General features: G+C 63.1%; 15 protein-coding genes and 1 pseudogene. 6 read left to right on the top strand and 10 right to left on the bottom strand.

The genetic code is table 11. The features are described 5' to 3' along the window. Positions 1 to 4 precede the first annotated feature (4 nt). Both gmk and AC05QJ_RS01535 read right to left on the bottom strand, forming a co-directional pair. Complete coding sequence (gmk, locus tag AC05QJ_RS01530) at positions 5 to 625, bottom strand: guanylate kinase (protein ID WP_476745251.1); 621 nt, start codon at positions 623 to 625, stop codon at positions 5 to 7. Between the two features lie 13 nt (positions 626 to 638). Then, positions 639 to 1,502, bottom strand: a complete 864-nt coding sequence (locus tag AC05QJ_RS01535; RefSeq protein WP_476745252.1) for a YicC/YloC family endoribonuclease — start codon at positions 1,500 to 1,502, stop codon at positions 639 to 641. A gap of 263 nt (positions 1,503 to 1,765) precedes the next feature. Here AC05QJ_RS01535 and rph point away from each other — a divergent pair, with 263 nt between their 5' ends. After that, positions 1,766 to 2,488: a ribonuclease PH gene (rph, locus tag AC05QJ_RS01540; RefSeq protein ID WP_476745253.1), complete on the top strand. Its 723-nt coding sequence runs from the start codon at positions 1,766 to 1,768 to the stop codon at positions 2,486 to 2,488. Positions 2,489 to 2,633: 145 nt separating this feature from the next. Here rph and AC05QJ_RS01545 read toward each other — a convergent pair whose 3' ends face one another. Beyond that, the gene (locus tag AC05QJ_RS01545; protein ID WP_095158959.1) at positions 2,634 to 3,413 is read right to left on the bottom strand and encodes an exodeoxyribonuclease III; all 780 of its coding nucleotides are present in this window, start codon (positions 3,411 to 3,413) and stop codon (positions 2,634 to 2,636) included. A gap of 80 nt (positions 3,414 to 3,493) precedes the next feature. Here AC05QJ_RS01545 and pyrE point away from each other — a divergent pair, with 80 nt between their 5' ends. After that, positions 3,494 to 4,135 (top strand): orotate phosphoribosyltransferase, encoded by a 642-nt coding sequence (pyrE, locus tag AC05QJ_RS01550; RefSeq protein ID WP_476745254.1) that lies wholly within the window; start codon positions 3,494 to 3,496, stop codon positions 4,133 to 4,135. A gap of 121 nt (positions 4,136 to 4,256) precedes the next feature. Here pyrE and argB read toward each other — a convergent pair whose 3' ends face one another. The 4 genes and pseudogenes from argB to coaBC form a co-directional block, all read right to left on the bottom strand. Then, positions 4,257 to 5,165, bottom strand: a complete 909-nt coding sequence (argB, locus tag AC05QJ_RS01555) for an acetylglutamate kinase (protein WP_476745255.1) — start codon at positions 5,163 to 5,165, stop codon at positions 4,257 to 4,259. A 30-nt stretch (positions 5,166 to 5,195) separates the two neighbouring features. Beyond that, positions 5,196 to 6,569, bottom strand: a pseudogene (locus tag AC05QJ_RS01560) (phosphomannomutase/phosphoglucomutase); the annotation flags it as partial. A 126-nt stretch (positions 6,570 to 6,695) separates the two neighbouring features. Further along, on the bottom strand, positions 6,696 to 7,151 hold the full coding sequence (dut, locus tag AC05QJ_RS01565) for a dUTP diphosphatase (RefSeq protein WP_476745256.1): 456 nt from the start codon (positions 7,149 to 7,151) through the stop codon (positions 6,696 to 6,698). Between the two features lie 4 nt (positions 7,152 to 7,155). Then, on the bottom strand, positions 7,156 to 8,364 hold the full coding sequence (gene coaBC, locus AC05QJ_RS01570; protein WP_476745257.1) for a bifunctional phosphopantothenoylcysteine decarboxylase/phosphopantothenate--cysteine ligase CoaBC: 1,209 nt from the start codon (positions 8,362 to 8,364) through the stop codon (positions 7,156 to 7,158). A gap of 149 nt (positions 8,365 to 8,513) precedes the next feature. Between coaBC and radC the strand changes: the two genes are divergently transcribed. Next, entirely contained in the window at positions 8,514 to 9,203 is a 690-nt protein-coding gene (gene radC, locus AC05QJ_RS01575; RefSeq protein ID WP_476745258.1) for a RadC family protein, read from the top strand. On the opposite strand, the gene AC05QJ_RS01580 is transcribed toward radC, so the two are convergent. Beyond that, positions 9,187 to 10,776 carry an ABC transporter substrate-binding protein gene (locus AC05QJ_RS01580; RefSeq protein WP_476745259.1) on the bottom strand — a complete coding sequence of 530 codons (1,590 nt, stop codon included), beginning with the start codon at positions 10,774 to 10,776 and terminating at the stop codon, positions 9,187 to 9,189. The two genes, radC and AC05QJ_RS01580, sit on opposite strands and share 17 nt — an antisense overlap. 363 nt (positions 10,777 to 11,139) lie before the next feature. Between AC05QJ_RS01580 and rpmB the strand changes: the two genes are divergently transcribed. Then, positions 11,140 to 11,376, top strand: a complete 237-nt coding sequence (rpmB, locus tag AC05QJ_RS01585; RefSeq protein ID WP_037058999.1) for a 50S ribosomal protein L28 — start codon at positions 11,140 to 11,142, stop codon at positions 11,374 to 11,376. 11 nt (positions 11,377 to 11,387) lie between these two features. Continuing rightward, complete coding sequence (gene rpmG / locus AC05QJ_RS01590; protein WP_021702025.1) at positions 11,388 to 11,543, top strand: 50S ribosomal protein L33; 156 nt, start codon at positions 11,388 to 11,390, stop codon at positions 11,541 to 11,543. A 117-nt stretch (positions 11,544 to 11,660) separates the two neighbouring features. On the opposite strand, the gene AC05QJ_RS01595 is transcribed toward rpmG, so the two are convergent. Both AC05QJ_RS01595 and AC05QJ_RS01600 read right to left on the bottom strand, forming a co-directional pair. Then, positions 11,661 to 11,864, bottom strand: a complete 204-nt coding sequence (locus tag AC05QJ_RS01595; RefSeq protein ID WP_476745260.1) for an I78 family peptidase inhibitor — start codon at positions 11,862 to 11,864, stop codon at positions 11,661 to 11,663. Between the two features lie 82 nt (positions 11,865 to 11,946). Beyond that, a complete protein-coding gene (locus AC05QJ_RS01600; RefSeq protein WP_476745261.1) occupies positions 11,947 to 12,306 on the bottom strand; it encodes a cupin domain-containing protein in 360 nt (119 codons plus the stop codon). A gap of 198 nt (positions 12,307 to 12,504) precedes the next feature. On the opposite strand from AC05QJ_RS01600, the gene AC05QJ_RS01605 reads away from it, so the two are divergent. Next, positions 12,505 to 13,998, top strand: coding sequence for an aldehyde dehydrogenase (locus AC05QJ_RS01605; RefSeq protein WP_476745262.1), 1,494 nt, complete (start codon positions 12,505 to 12,507; stop codon positions 13,996 to 13,998). Positions 13,999 to 14,016: the final 18 nt, after the last annotated feature.

The following is a 14,016-nucleotide window of genomic DNA, read 5'->3' on the forward strand; positions in this document are numbered from 1 at the left end:
GGGCTCAGGCGAGCAATTGCTTGAGCAGCTCGCCGTGGCGCTGTTGCTGGCCGTCGCGTTGCAGGCGATTGGCGCGGAACACGGCCTTCAAGTCTTCCAGTGCGGTCGCGAAGTCGTCATTGATGATGACGTACTCGTATTCGTCGTAATGGACCATCTCGCTGACCGCTTCGCGCATCCGGCCTTCGATGATCTCGTCACTGTCCTGGCCACGGTTCGTCAGGCGCTGGCGCAGAGCCTGCTGGCTCGGCGGCAGAATGAAGATCGAGCGCACGCCGGGCATCAGCTTGCGCACCTGCTGGGCGCCTTGCCAGTCGATTTCAAGGATCAGGTCGTGGCCCTGGTCGAGCGTGTGCTGCAGCGCGCTGCGCGAGGTGCCGTAGCAGTTGCCGAAGACCTCGGCCTGCTCGAGGAAGTCACCCTGGGCGTTCAGGCGCTCGAATTCGGCGCGGTCGACGAAGTGGTAGTTCACCCCGTCGTGCTCGCCCGGCCGCATGGCGCGGGTGGTGTGCGAGACCGACACGCGAATGTGGTTCAGGTCATCGGTCAGGGCCTTGACCAGGCTGGTCTTGCCGGCGCCGGAGGGGGCCGAAATGATGTACAGGGTGCCGCTGCTGTGGTTCATGGTAGGGGTGGCCTTACTCGATGTTCTGTACTTGTTCACGCATCTGTTCGATCAACACCTTGAGGTTGACCGCCGATTGGGTGCTGCGTGGGTCGAAGGCTTTGGAGCCCAGGGTGTTGGCTTCGCGGTTGAGCTCCTGCATCAGGAAGTCCAGGCGCCGGCCCGCCGCGCCGCCGGACTTGAGCACCCGGCGCACCTCGGTGACGTGGGTGCTGAGGCGGTCGAGTTCTTCGGCAACATCGCTTTTCTGCGCCAGCAGGACCATTTCCTGCTCCAGGCGCTGCGGGTCGAGCTCGGCTTGCATGTCGCTGAAGCGGTCGAGGATTTTCTGCCGCTGGGTGGCCAGCATCTGTGGCACCAGGGCGCGCAGGGTGGTGACTTCCTGGCTCATGCTGTCCAGGCGCTCGTTGATCAGGCGTGCCAGCTCCGCGCCTTCGCGGTTGCGGCCGTTCTTCAGCTCGGTGAGGGCGGCTTCGAACAGGCTCATGGCTTCCTGGTTCAGCGCCTGCGGGTCGGCGGCGTCGGCCACCAGCACGCCGGGCCAGGCCAGCACTTCCAGCGGGTTGAGCGGCGCGGGCTGCTTGATCAGGCTGGCTACGGTCTCGGCAGCGGCCACCAGCTGTGCGGCGCGTTCGCGATCGACCTGCAGTGGTTTGCCGGCATTTTCCTCGTTGAAGCGCAGGGTGCACTCCACTTTACCGCGGGACAGGCCCTGGCGCAGGGACTCGCGCACGGCGCCTTCAAGGTCGCGGAAGGCTTCGGGCAGGCGCAGGTGCGGTTCGAGGTAGCGGTGATTGACCGAGCGCAGTTCCCATATCAGGGTGCCTTGGGTCCCGGCTCGTTCGGCACGAGCGAAGGCGGTCATGCTGTGCACCATGGGAAGTACCTCGCAGATAGATGAAGGGGAAAGCCGACAGGCTGCAAAGGCGCAGGATTGTAGCGCAGTGCGACCCCGGCTCCCATAAACGGATGTTACAAACTGGGGCAAGCGCCCGGGCAAAACCCGACCGACGCCCTTGGGGCCGGGGTTTCGTCGTCGCGACGAGTGGTGCGGCGGGCTTTCGCCACCGGGCATGTCCAGCAGCAGTCTGGCACTCTATAATGCTCGGCAGATTCGAAACCCAGTACAGGTATCCCTTTATGAAACGTCCAAGTGGTCGCGCTGCCGATCAGCTCCGCTCGATCCGCATCACCCGCAACTACACCAAGCACGCCGAAGGGTCGGTACTGGTCGAGTTTGGCGACACCAAGGTCGTCTGCACGGTCAGCGTCGAGAACGGTGTTCCACGCTTCCTCAAAGGCCAGGGCCAGGGCTGGCTGACCGCCGAATACGGCATGCTGCCGCGTTCCACCGGCGAGCGTAACCAGCGTGAAGCCAGCCGTGGCAAGCAGGGTGGCCGCACCCTGGAAATCCAGCGCCTGATCGGCCGCTCCCTGCGCGCAGCGCTGGACATGAGCAAGCTGGGCGACATCACCCTGTACGTCGACTGCGACGTGATCCAGGCTGACGGCGGCACCCGCACCGCGTCCATCACTGGCGCCATGGTCGCCCTGGTCGATGCCCTGCGCGTGGTCAAGAAGCGTGGCGGCCTGAAGGGCGGCGATCCGCTCAAGCACATGATTGCCGCCGTCTCGGTGGGCATGTACCAGGGCGCTCCGGTCCTCGACCTGGACTACCTGGAAGACTCCGCCGCCGAAACCGACCTGAACGTGGTCATGACCAGCGCTGGCGGCTTCATCGAAGTCCAGGGCACCGCCGAAGGTGCACCGTTCCAGCCGCAGGAACTCAACGCCATGCTGGAGCTGGCGCAGAAAGGCATGACCGATCTGTTCGAGCTGCAGAAAGCTGCGCTGGCTGACTGAGCCGCTGGCACAAACGAAAAAGCCGACCTGATGGTCGGCTTTTTCGTTTTTGAGCTTCAAGCAACAAGCTGCAAGCGGTAAGCAAGAGCGGTACGGCAACTGCCTTTTCTTATGGCTTGCAGCTTGAAGCTTGTGGCTCCGGAGGTCAGATGGTCAGCGTCCAGTCGTAGTCCACGATCAGCGGCGCGTGTTGCGAGAAGCGCGGCTGGCGTGGCAGGCGGGCGCTGCGCACGAAGCGGCGCAGGCCTGGGGTCAGCAACTGGTAGTCGAAGCGATAGCCCAGGTTGAGCATCTCGGCCTGTTCGTTGTCTGGCCACCAGCTGTACTGGTCACCTTCACGGCTGACTTCGCGCAGGGCGTCCACATAACCCATGTTGCCGACGATCTCGTCCATCCAGGCGCGTTCTGGCGCGAGGAAGCCTGGCGACTGCTGGCTGTCGCGCCAGTTCTTGATGTCGAGCTTCTGCTGCGCCACGTACAACGAGCCGCAGTAGATGTATTCGCGGCGCTTGCGGCGCTGCTTGTCCAGGTACTTGGCGAAGTCGTCCATCAACTTGAACTTCTGGTTCAGGTCTTCGTCGCCGTTCTGTCCGGAAGGCAGCAGCAAGGTGGCAATACTGACTTTGTCGAAATCGGCCTGCAGGTAACGTCCGTAGCGGTCGGCTGTCTCGAAGCCCAGGCCGCTGATGACTGCCTTGGGCTGCAAACGCGAGTAAAGTGCCACGCCGCCTTGGGCGGGTACTTCTGCGTCGCAGGCATAAAGGAAGTAGCCATCGAGCTGAAAAGCCGGGTCGTCGAGTTCAAAGGCCGAGGCGCGGGTATCCTGAAGGCAGATGACGTCGGCATTCTGAGCTTGCAGCCAGCTGAGCAAACCTCGCTCGACCGCAGCCTGAATGCCATTCACGTTCACACTGATGATCCGCATAAATGGCCCCAAAAATCACGTGCGTGTATGATACCCGAGCTCTACTCAATTAGCTAAATCCGTGGTATCCGGGACTCCTCATGCAGCCGTATCAGCGCGAATTCATCCGTTTTGCCATCGATCGCGGGGTTCTGCGCTTCGGTGAGTTCACCCTCAAGTCGGGTCGCACCAGCCCGTATTTCTTCAATGCCGGCCTGTTCAACAGCGGCTCGGCCCTGGCTCAGCTGGGTCGTTGCTACGCGGCGGCCATCGTCGACAGCAAGATCCCGTTCGACGTGCTGTTCGGCCCTGCGTACAAGGGCATTCCCTTGGCCGCAGCCACTGCGGTAGCCCTGGCCGAGCAGCATCAGCTCGACGTGCCATGGTGCTTCAACCGCAAGGAAGCCAAGGACCACGGCGAAGGCGGCAGCCTGGTGGGCGCGCCCCTGGCCGGTGACGTGCTGATCATCGACGATGTGATCACCGCTGGCACCGCGATCCGCGAAGTCATGCAGATCATCAAGGCCCAGCAGGCCAACGCCGCCGGCGTGCTGATCGCGTTGAACCGCGAAGAGCGCGGCAATGGCGAACTGTCGGCGATCCAGGAAGTGGAACGCGACTTCGGCATTCCAGTGGTCAGCATTGTCTCGCTGACCCAGGTGCTGGAGTACCTGGCCGACGATCCACAGCTCAAGCAGCACCTGCCGGCGGTGGAAGCCTACCGCGCGCAGTACGGCATCTGAAGCCACAAGCGCCAAGCCTCAAGCGACAAGAAAAAGCAGCTCGTATCGACGCTGCTTTTTTCTTGCGGCTTGAGGCTTGGCGCTTGCAGCATTCAGGCGCGGGGCGAACCCCGCGGTGTCATTACTGACGTGGCTTGCGGTTGGTGATCAGGGTGCCGACGCCGGTGTCGGTGAAGATCTCCAGCAGTACCGCGTTCGGTACACGACCGTCGATGATGTGCGAGCTGTGCACGCCACCCTGGACGGCTTCCAGTGCGCAGCGGATCTTCGGCAGCATGCCGCCGTAGATGGTGCCGTCGGCGATCAGGCCGTCGACCTGCTCGGTGCTCAGGCCGGTCAGTACGGTGCCTTGCTTGTCCATCAGGCCGGCGATGTTGGTCAGCAGCATCAGCTTCTCGGCCTTCAGCGCTTCGGCGACCTTGCCGGCGACCAGGTCGGCGTTGATGTTGTAGGACTCACCGTTGGCGCCGACACCGATCGGTGCGATGACCGGAATGAAGTCGCCCTTGACCAGCATGTTCAGCAGGTCGGTGTTGACGCCCACGACTTCGCCCACGTGGCCGATGTCGATGATCTCCGGGGTAGTCATTTCCGGGGTCTGACGGGTGACGGTGAGCTTTTTCGCGCGGATCAGCTCGGCATCCTTACCGGTCAGGCCGATGGCGCTGCCGCCATGGCGGTTGATCAGGTTGACGATGTCCTTGTTCACCTGGCCCCCGAGGACCATTTCAACCACGTCCATGGTGGCGGCGTCGGTAACGCGCATGCCATCGATGAAGTGGCTTTCGATGGACAGGCGCTTGAGCAGGTCACCGATCTGCGGACCGCCGCCGTGCACGACCACCGGGTTGATGCCGACCGCTTTCATCAGCACCACGTCGCGGGCGAAGCCGGTCTTGAGCTCCTCGCTTTCCATCGCGTTGCCGCCGTACTTGATCACCAGGGTCTTGCCGACAAAGCGTCGGATGTAAGGCAGCGCTTCGGACAGTACCTTGGCGACATGGGTGGCGGCATCGCGATCGAGGGTCATGCAGGGCTCCAGTTGGAACAAGTGGTTCGGTCAGAACGGTAGTTGCAGGTCAGGGGCTACGCGCTTGAGTTGCGCGTGGAATATAGCCTTGATTCGCTGCAGTTCGGCGTCATTGTCGGCCTCGAAGCGCAGGACCAGCACCGGCGTGGTGTTGGAGGCGCGGACCAGGCCCCAGCCGTGGGGATAATCGACCCGCACACCGTCGATGGTGGTCAGATCGGCTTCGCCCCAGTCGGCGTCGCGTTGCAGTGCATCAATGATGCTGAATTTACTCTCGTCGGTCACATCAATGTTGATTTCCGGCGTGGAAATATCATTCGGGAACGCGGCGAACAGGGTTTCGGCATCGACGTCTGCCTTGCTGAGGATCTCCAGCAGGCGTGCGGCGCTGTAGATGCCATCGTCGAAGCCGAACCAGCGCTCCTTGATGAAGATGTGCCCGCTCATCTCGCCGGCCAGCAGCGCGCCGGTTTCCTTCATCTTCTTCTTGATCAGCGAATGGCCGGTCTTCCACATCCGCGACTGGCCGCCGTACTGGGCGATCAGCGGGATCAGGCGGCGAGTGCACTTGACGTCGAAGATGATCTCGGCGCCCGGATTGCGGGCCAGCACGTCCTGGGCGAAGAGCATCAGCAGGCGGTCGGGGTAGACGATGCTGCCAGTGTTGGTCACCACGCCGACGCGGTCGCCGTCACCGTCGAAGGCCAGGCCGATATCGGCACCGGTTTCCTTGACCTTGGCAATCAGGTCCACCAGGTTTTCCGGTTTGCCTGGGTCCGGGTGGTGGTTGGGGAAGTTGCCGTCCACCTCGCAGAACAGCGGGATGACCTCGCAATTCAGCGCGGCGAGCAGTTGCGGGGCGTTGACCCCGGCGGCACCGTTGCCGCAGTCCACCACCACCTTCAGGCGCCGGGCGAGCGTGATGTCACCGACGATCTGCTGGTGATAGCGCGGCAGGATGTCGACTTTCTCGACCGTGCCGGCACCGCGTGGCAGGTCCTGGGTCTTGATGCGGGTCAGCAGTGCCTGGATCTGCTCGTTGGCCAGGGTGTCGCCGGCGATGACGATCTTGAAACCGTTGTAGTTCGACGGGTTGTGGCTGCCGGTGAGCATGACGCCGGACTTGCCGGCCAGCACGTTGGCGGCGAAATACAGCGCCGGGGTCGGCACCAGGCCGACGTCGCTGACCTGGCAACCGGCATCGGCCAGGCCCTTGATCAGTTGCTCCACCAGCATCGGTCCGGACAGGCGACCGTCGCGGCCAACCGAGACGTTCGGCTCGCCCTGGGCCAGGCTCTGGGCACCGATGGCGCGGCCGATCCAGTAAGCCGTTTCGGCGTGCAGAGTCTCTCCCACCACCCCACGGATGTCGTAGGCACGGAAGATGCTGTCAGGCAGTGCGGGGATCAGTTGGGCCATATCGTTCATCACGGAACTCCAGTCTCGATGGCTTTCGGGCGTATGGAACGCTTGGACGGCCATTCTGCCGGAGAGTTCGCCCCCGACAGGACGTCGGGGGCGATCAAGGGATCAATGGCTGCCGGAATGACCGAAGCCGCCCGCGCCACGCTGGGTCTCGTCAAAGGTTTCGACGATGTCGAAATGCGCCTGTACCACCGGCACCAGGACCAGTTGCGCGATGCGCTCGCCAACGGCAATGGTGAAGGCGGTCTGGCCGCGGTTCCAGCAGGACACCATCAGCTCGCCCTGGTAGTCCGAGTCGATCAGGCCGACCAGGTTGCCCAGCACGATGCCGTGTTTGTGGCCCAGGCCGGAGCGCGGCAGGATCATGGCCGCCAGGCCCGGATCACCGATGTAGATCGACAGGCCGGTGGGGATCAGCAGGGTCTGGCCCGGCTCCAGGACGGTGTCTTGCTTGAGCATGGCGCGCAGGTCGAGGCCGGCCGAGCCCGGGGTGGCGTAGTGCGGCAGCGGGAATTCGGCGCCGATGCGTGGATCGAGAATCTTGGCTTGGAGAGCGTGCATTGAATCAAACCTGGTTGAGGCGTTCGGCGATGAAAGCGATCAGCTGGCGGGCGATCTTGCCCTTGCTGGTCTGCGCGAACAGGGTTTCGTGGAGCTGACGGTCGATCACGCTGCAGGCGTTTTCCTCGCTGTTGAAGCCAATGCTGGGGTTGGCCACGTCATTGGCGACGATCAGGTCGAGGTTCTTGTCCTTGAGCTTGCGCGCAGCGTAGTCGAGCAGGTGTTCGGTCTCGGCGGCGAAGCCGACGCTGAACGGACGGTCGGGACGGGTGGCGATGGTGGCCAGGATGTCGGGGTTGCGCACCATCTGCAGCAGCAGGCCATCACCGGTCGTAGGGTCTTTCTTGAGTTTTTGCGGGGCAACGACCTCAGGGCGGTAGTCGGCGACGGCCGCCGAGGCGATGAACAGGTCGCAGGGAATCGCCGCCTCGCAGGCCGCGAGCATGTCGCGGGCGCTGACCACGTCGATCCGGGTGACGCGGTCGGGCGTTGGCAGGTGCACCGGGCCGGTGACCAGGGTCACGCGGGCGCCGGCTTCCACCGCGGCTTCGGCCAGGGCGAAGCCCATTTTCCCGGAGCTGTGGTTGGTGATGTAGCGCACCGGGTCGATGTTTTCCTGGGTCGGGCCGGCGGTGATCAACACATGCTTGCCGGTCAGCGACTCGCGCTTGAAGCATTCTGCAGCACACCAGGCCAGGTCGGTCGCTTCGAGCATGCGGCCCAGGCCGACGTCGCCGCAGGCCTGGCTGCCCGACGCCGGGCCGAAGACCTGGATCGAGCGTTTTTGCAGGGTTTCCAGATTGTTCTGGGTGGCCGGGTCGCGCCACATGGCCTGGTTCATGGCCGGGGCGACGGCGACCGTGGCATCGGTGGCCAGCACCAGGGTGGTCAGCAGGTCGTCGGCCACGCCCTGGGCGAGGCGGGCGATGAGGTCGGCGGTGGCGGGTGCGATCAGCACCAGGTCAGCCCACTTGGCCAGTTCGATATGGCCCATCGCCGCTTCGGCAGCGGGATCCAATAGGTCCATGTGCACGGGGTGCCCGGACAGGGCTTGCATGGTCAGTGGGGTGATGAATTCTGCACCGCCACGGGTCATGACGACGCGCACCTGGGCGCCGTGTTCCAGAAGCCGGCGAACCAGCTCGGCGCTCTTGTAGGCTGCGATGCCGCCGCCGACGCCGAGAACGATGCGTTTCCGATACAGCCGCTGCATAGGCCTGCCTTTTTTCTGATGGAAAGTTGTGCACAGCGCCGACGCCTCCCCTGGCCGAATCGCTGCGCAAAAAGTGGTCGCTAAGATATCACAGGGCTGCTCCCTGCAAGAGCGCCGAGAGCAGTAACGGACAGACAGAGGGAATTGTCATGAGCATCAGGGAATGGCCCGAGGCCGAACGGCCACGGGAGAAGTTGTTGAAACAGGGCGCGGCGGTGCTTTCCGACGCGGAACTGCTGGCGATTTTCCTGCGTACCGGGGTGCCGGGGCGCAGCGCGGTGGATCTGGCCCGGCATCTGTTGACGCGGTTCGGAGGGCTGCGCGGGCTGCTGGAAACCGATCAGAACAGCTTCAACAAGGAGCTGGGGTTGGGGCCGGCCAAGTACGCGTTGCTGCAGGCCGTCATGGAAATGGCCCGGCGTCATCTGGGCGAAGACCTCAATCGCGGCTCTGCCCTGGAAAGCCCCACGGCGGTCCGGGCCTATCTGCAGGCGCAACTGCGACATGAGAAGCATGAAGTGTTCGGGTGTCTGTTTCTCGACACCCGGCACCGTTCGCTGGGTTTCGAAGCGCTGTTTCACGGCTCCATCGACAGCGCCGCCGTCTATCCCCGGCAAGTGGTCAAGCGGGCGCTGGCGCACAACGCTGCCGCGCTGATCCTCTGCCACAACCATCCGTCCGGCAATCCCGAGCCGAGCCAGGCGGACATCCGCCTGACCCACCGGCTACGGGACGCGCTCGAGATGATCGACGTGCGCGTGCTCGACCACTTCATCATCGGCGACGGAGAACCGCTGTCGATGCGCGAGCACGGCTGCTTCGTCAGCGACTCACGTTGACCGTCGCGAAGTTCTGACGCCCGAACGGACTCACCTGATAGCCTTCCACGCCACTGCGGGTCAGCACCGCCGCAGTGGGGTGCGCCAGCGGCAGCCACAGGACCTGCTGCTGGATCAGGGCTTGCGCCTGCTGGTACAGGCGGCTGCGTACGCTCTGGTCGGCGGTGGTCTTGCCGGCGCTGATCAGTTGATCCAGGCGCTGGTCGCAATAGCGGGCGAAGTTGGTCCCGGACGTGACAGCCGCGCAGGAGAATTGCGGGCTCAGGAAGTTGTCCGGGTCGCCGTTGTCGCCCGCCCAGCCCATGAACAGCAGGTCGTGCTCGCCGGCCTTGGCGCGGCGGATCAGCTCGCCCCATTCGATCACGCGGATTTCCGCCTTGATCCCGACTTTCGCCAGGTCCGCTTGCAGCAACTGCGCGCCCAGGCTCGGGTTGGGGTTGAGCAGGCTGCCGGATGGGCGCGTCCAGATCGTGGTGCTGAAACCCTCCGGCAGGCCGGCTTTCTTCAGCAGTTCCTGGGCCTTGGCGACATCGGTCGGGTAGCCCGGCAAGTTCTTGTCGTAGCTCCAGGTATTGGGCGGAAGCGGCCCGCTGGCGGCGACGGCGGTGCCTTCGAACACGGCCTTGAGGTAGCTGTCCTTGTCGAAGGCGAGGTTGATCGCCTGGCGCACTTCCGGCTTGTCCAGCGGTGGGTGCTGGCTGTTGATGGCAAGGAAGGCGGTCATGAAGGCTTCGGTTTTCTCCACCTTCAGCGATGGGTCTTCACTGGCCGCCGCGATGTCCAGCGGCTTGGGCGACAAGGCGATCTGGCACTCGTTGCGCCGCAGTTTCTGCAGGCGCACGTTGGCGTCCGGGGTGATGGCGAAGATCAGCGGATCCACCGCAGGCTTGCCACCGAAGTAGTCCGGGTTGGCCTTGTAGCGGATGCTGGCGTCTTTCTGGAAGCGGGTGAAGATGAACGGGCCGGTGCCGATGGGCTGGCTGTTGAGCTTCTCCGGAGTGCCGGCCTTGAGCAGTTGGTCGGCGTATTCGGCCGGATAGATCGAGGCAAAGCCCATGCTCAGGGTGGCGAGGAAGGTGGCGTCCGGGTGGCTCAGGGTAAAGCGCACGCTCAGCGGGTCTGGCGCCTCGATCTGCTTGATCAGCTCGGGCAATTGCAGGGACTGGGCATGGGGGAAGCCACTCTGGGCGATCTTGTGCCAGGAGTGTGCCGGGTAGAGCATGCGCTGGAAGCTGAACAGCACATCGTCGGCGTTCAGCGTACGGCTGGGCTTGAAGTAGGCGGTGGTGTGGAATTTCACCTCCGGGCGCAGCTTGAATTCATATACCAGACCGTCAGGGGAGACCGTCCAGCTTTCGGCGAGACTCGGCACCACCTTGCCATGGGTCGCGTCGAACTCCACCAGGCGGTTCATCAGCACGTCGGCGGAGGCGTTGGTCGTGGTCAGCGAGTTGTACTGCACGACGTCGAAGCCCTCGGGGCTGGCCTCGGTACAGACGCTCAGGGGAGCGGCCTGGGCGATGGCGGGGCCGAGCAGGGCGGCGAACAACAGGGGTAGAACGGCGGGACGCATAAGGGTTCCTCAGGCTGAACGATGGCCCATCTGCCTGTGCAGTGTGGAAAAGTCCTACCCTAGTGCGCTGGATTACAAATCGCCAACTCATTTTTCAGCAATCGCGCGACGAGCGGTCATCTGCCGTGCGGGCCGTTTACCGCGTAGCGTGGGCGTGCCGCGCCCCAGGCACAAACACATCTTGTGTTGTTGTGCTCTGGTCTTTCTGGTATAAAGCAGCGCTCTTTTCTAGGGGCCCGGTGTGTAGCATCCTCGGGTGTAGCCGGTAAGACCCCGAAGAAACACGGCGCCTGGCGCCAAAGACTGAGAGATTAAGCGGCCAACCCATGCCGGGTTGGGCATGTGGTTTTAGAGGGCTGAGGCATGTCGAGAGTCTGTCAAGTTACTGGTAAGGGTCCAGTAACCGGGAACAACATTTCCCACGCAAACAACAAAACCCGTCGTCGTTTCCTGCCGAACCTGCAGCATCATCGCTTCTGGGTCGAGTCCGAGAAGCGTTTCGTGCGTCTGCGCGTTTCCGCCAAGGGCATGCGTATCATCGACAAGCGCGGCATCGACGCCGTTCTGGTCGACATTCGCCGTAACGGCATCAAGGTTTAAGGGAGAAAGTCATGCGTGAATTGATCCGTCTGGTGTCGAGCGCTGGTACTGGCCACTTCTACACCACCGACAAGAACAAACGCACTACTCCGGACAAGATCGAGATCAAGAAATACGATCCGGTCGTCCGTAAGCACGTGACGTACAAGGAAGCCAAGATCAAGTAATTGGTCTGGTTTTCAGAAAAGGCCCGTATCCATTGGATACGGGCCTTTTTTATGGCCTGCGGCCAGCAAAAAAACGCCCGGCGCACTGCGCCGGGCGTTTTTCATTGCTTCAGGGGATCAGCCGAAGTCGAAGCCTTCGATCACGCCGTTGCCGCCGGCGATCACGTTGATGCGTTTTTCGTCGAACTCCTTGGTCGCGACCTCGGCAGGACCGACGACACGGGTGCGCCCGGTGCGTTCGGCGATGCAGGCTTTGACCGCTTCGCTGTAGGTGGTGCCAACCAGGTCGGCGAGGGCTGCGATGACTTGTTCGTTGTTCATGGCGTGTCTTCCTTGCAGGATTGAGTGTCCGGATGGACGTCGCCATGTTCTGGCCCGCGCATGTGCCTTCAGCGGTACATATCTATTTTTGTTCGAACATCACGTAAATCTTGCGGCAGGGTTCGAGCACTTCCCAGGTGCCCTTGAAGCCTGCCGGAATCACGAAGCGATCGCCGGCGCGCAGGGTCTTGGCCTGGCCCTGTTCGTCGCGCAGCACCGAAACGCCCTGAACGATCTCGCAGTACTCGTGCTCGGTGTAGTTGACGGTCCACTGGCCCACGGCGCCTTCCCAGACCCCAGCGGCAAATTGGCTGCACGGACTGGAATAGTGGTTCCAGACCGCCTGCTCGGGATCGCCCTTGAGCACCTTCTCGGCTGCGGGGCGGTAGCGTTCGGCTTCGGTCAGGGCGTTGGAAAAGTCGACGATCTGCTGGATATTCATGAAGCGGCCTACCTGATTGTTAAATAAAATGAACATGACTAAGCATTTATCGGCTTAGTGTCAAATATATTGATAATCCGGGTCCCAGTAGTTTAGGGTGTCGAATGCTGTAGAGCGATGACCGCTCCGGCAGAATTTTCTGACAGCGTCGCCGACCTCACCTGCGACGCTGCTTTTCTACAACAGGAGGAGTTTGCGATGACCACCCTGACCCGTGCGGACTGGGAGCAGCGTGCCCAGCAACTGAAGATCGAAGGCCGTGCCTTCATCAATGGCGAGTACACCGCCGCCGTCTCCAACGAAACATTCGAATGTTCCAGCCCGGTCGACGGCCGCTTCCTGGCGCACATCGCCAGTTGCGATGAAGCCGATGCCCAGCGCGCCGTGGAAAACGCCCGCGCCACCTTCAATTCCGGTGTCTGGTCGCGCCTGGCGCCGGCCAAGCGCAAGGCCACGCTGATTCGCTTCGCCAACCTGCTCAAGCAGAACGTGGAAGAGCTGGCGCTGCTGGAAACCCTGGACATGGGCAAGCCGATCGGCGACTCGTCGACCATCGACATTCCAGGCGCCGCCAACGCGCTGGCCTGGAATGGCGAGGCCATCGACAAGGTCTACGACGAAGTGGCCGCCACCCCGCACGACCAGCTCGGCCTGGTGACCCGCGAGCCGGTGGGTGTGGTCGCGGCCATCGTGCCGTGGAACTTCCCGCTGCTGATGGCCTGCTGGAAACTCGGCCCGGCCCTGGCGACCGGCAACTCGGTGATCCTCAAACCGTCGGAAAAATCCCCGCTGACCGCCATCCGCATCGCCCAACTGGCGGTGGAGGCCGGTATCCCGGCTGGCGTACTCAACGTGCTGCCAGGCTACGGCCACACCGTGGGCAAGGCCCTGGCCCTGCACATGGACGTAGACACCCTGGTGTTCACCGGCTCGACCAAGATCGCCAAGCAACTGATGGTCTACGCCGGCGAGTCGAACATGAAGCGCGTCTGGCTGGAAGCCGGCGGCAAGAGCCCGAACATCGTCTTCGCCGATGCGCCTGACCTGAAAGCCGCCGCCGAAGCTGCCGCCAGTGCCATCGCCTTCAACCAGGGCGAAGTCTGCACCGCCGGTTCGCGCCTGCTGGTGGAGCGCTCGATCAAGGACCAGTTCCTGCCGCTGGTGCTCGAAGCCCTGAAAGCCTGGAAACCGGGTAACCCGCTGGATCCGGCGACCACCGTCGGCGCCCTGGTGGACACCCAGCAGATGAACACCGTGCTGAGCTACATCGAATCGGCCCACACCGACGGCGCCAAACTGCTGGTCGGCGGCAAACGCATCCTCGAAGAAACCGGTGGCACCTATGTCGAACCGACCATCTTCGACGGCGTGAACAACGCCATGCGTATCGCCAAGGAAGAGATCTTCGGCCCGGTGCTGTCGGTGATCACCTTCGACACCGTCGAAGAAGCCATCGCCATCGCCAACGACACCCCTTATGGCCTGGCCGCGGGCGTGTGGACCTCGAACATCACCAAGGCCCACCAGACCGCCAAGGCGCTGCGCGCCGGCAGCGTCTGGGTCAACCAGTACGACGGCGGCGACATGACCGCGCCGTTCGGTGGCTTCAAGCAATCGGGCAACGGCCGCGACAAGTCGCTGCACGCGCTGGACAAGTACACCGAGCTGAAAGCGACCTGGATCAAGCTGTAGTCATTCGGGCGCGGCCAT

This window comes from Pseudomonas sp. TUM25319, assembly GCF_056388475.1.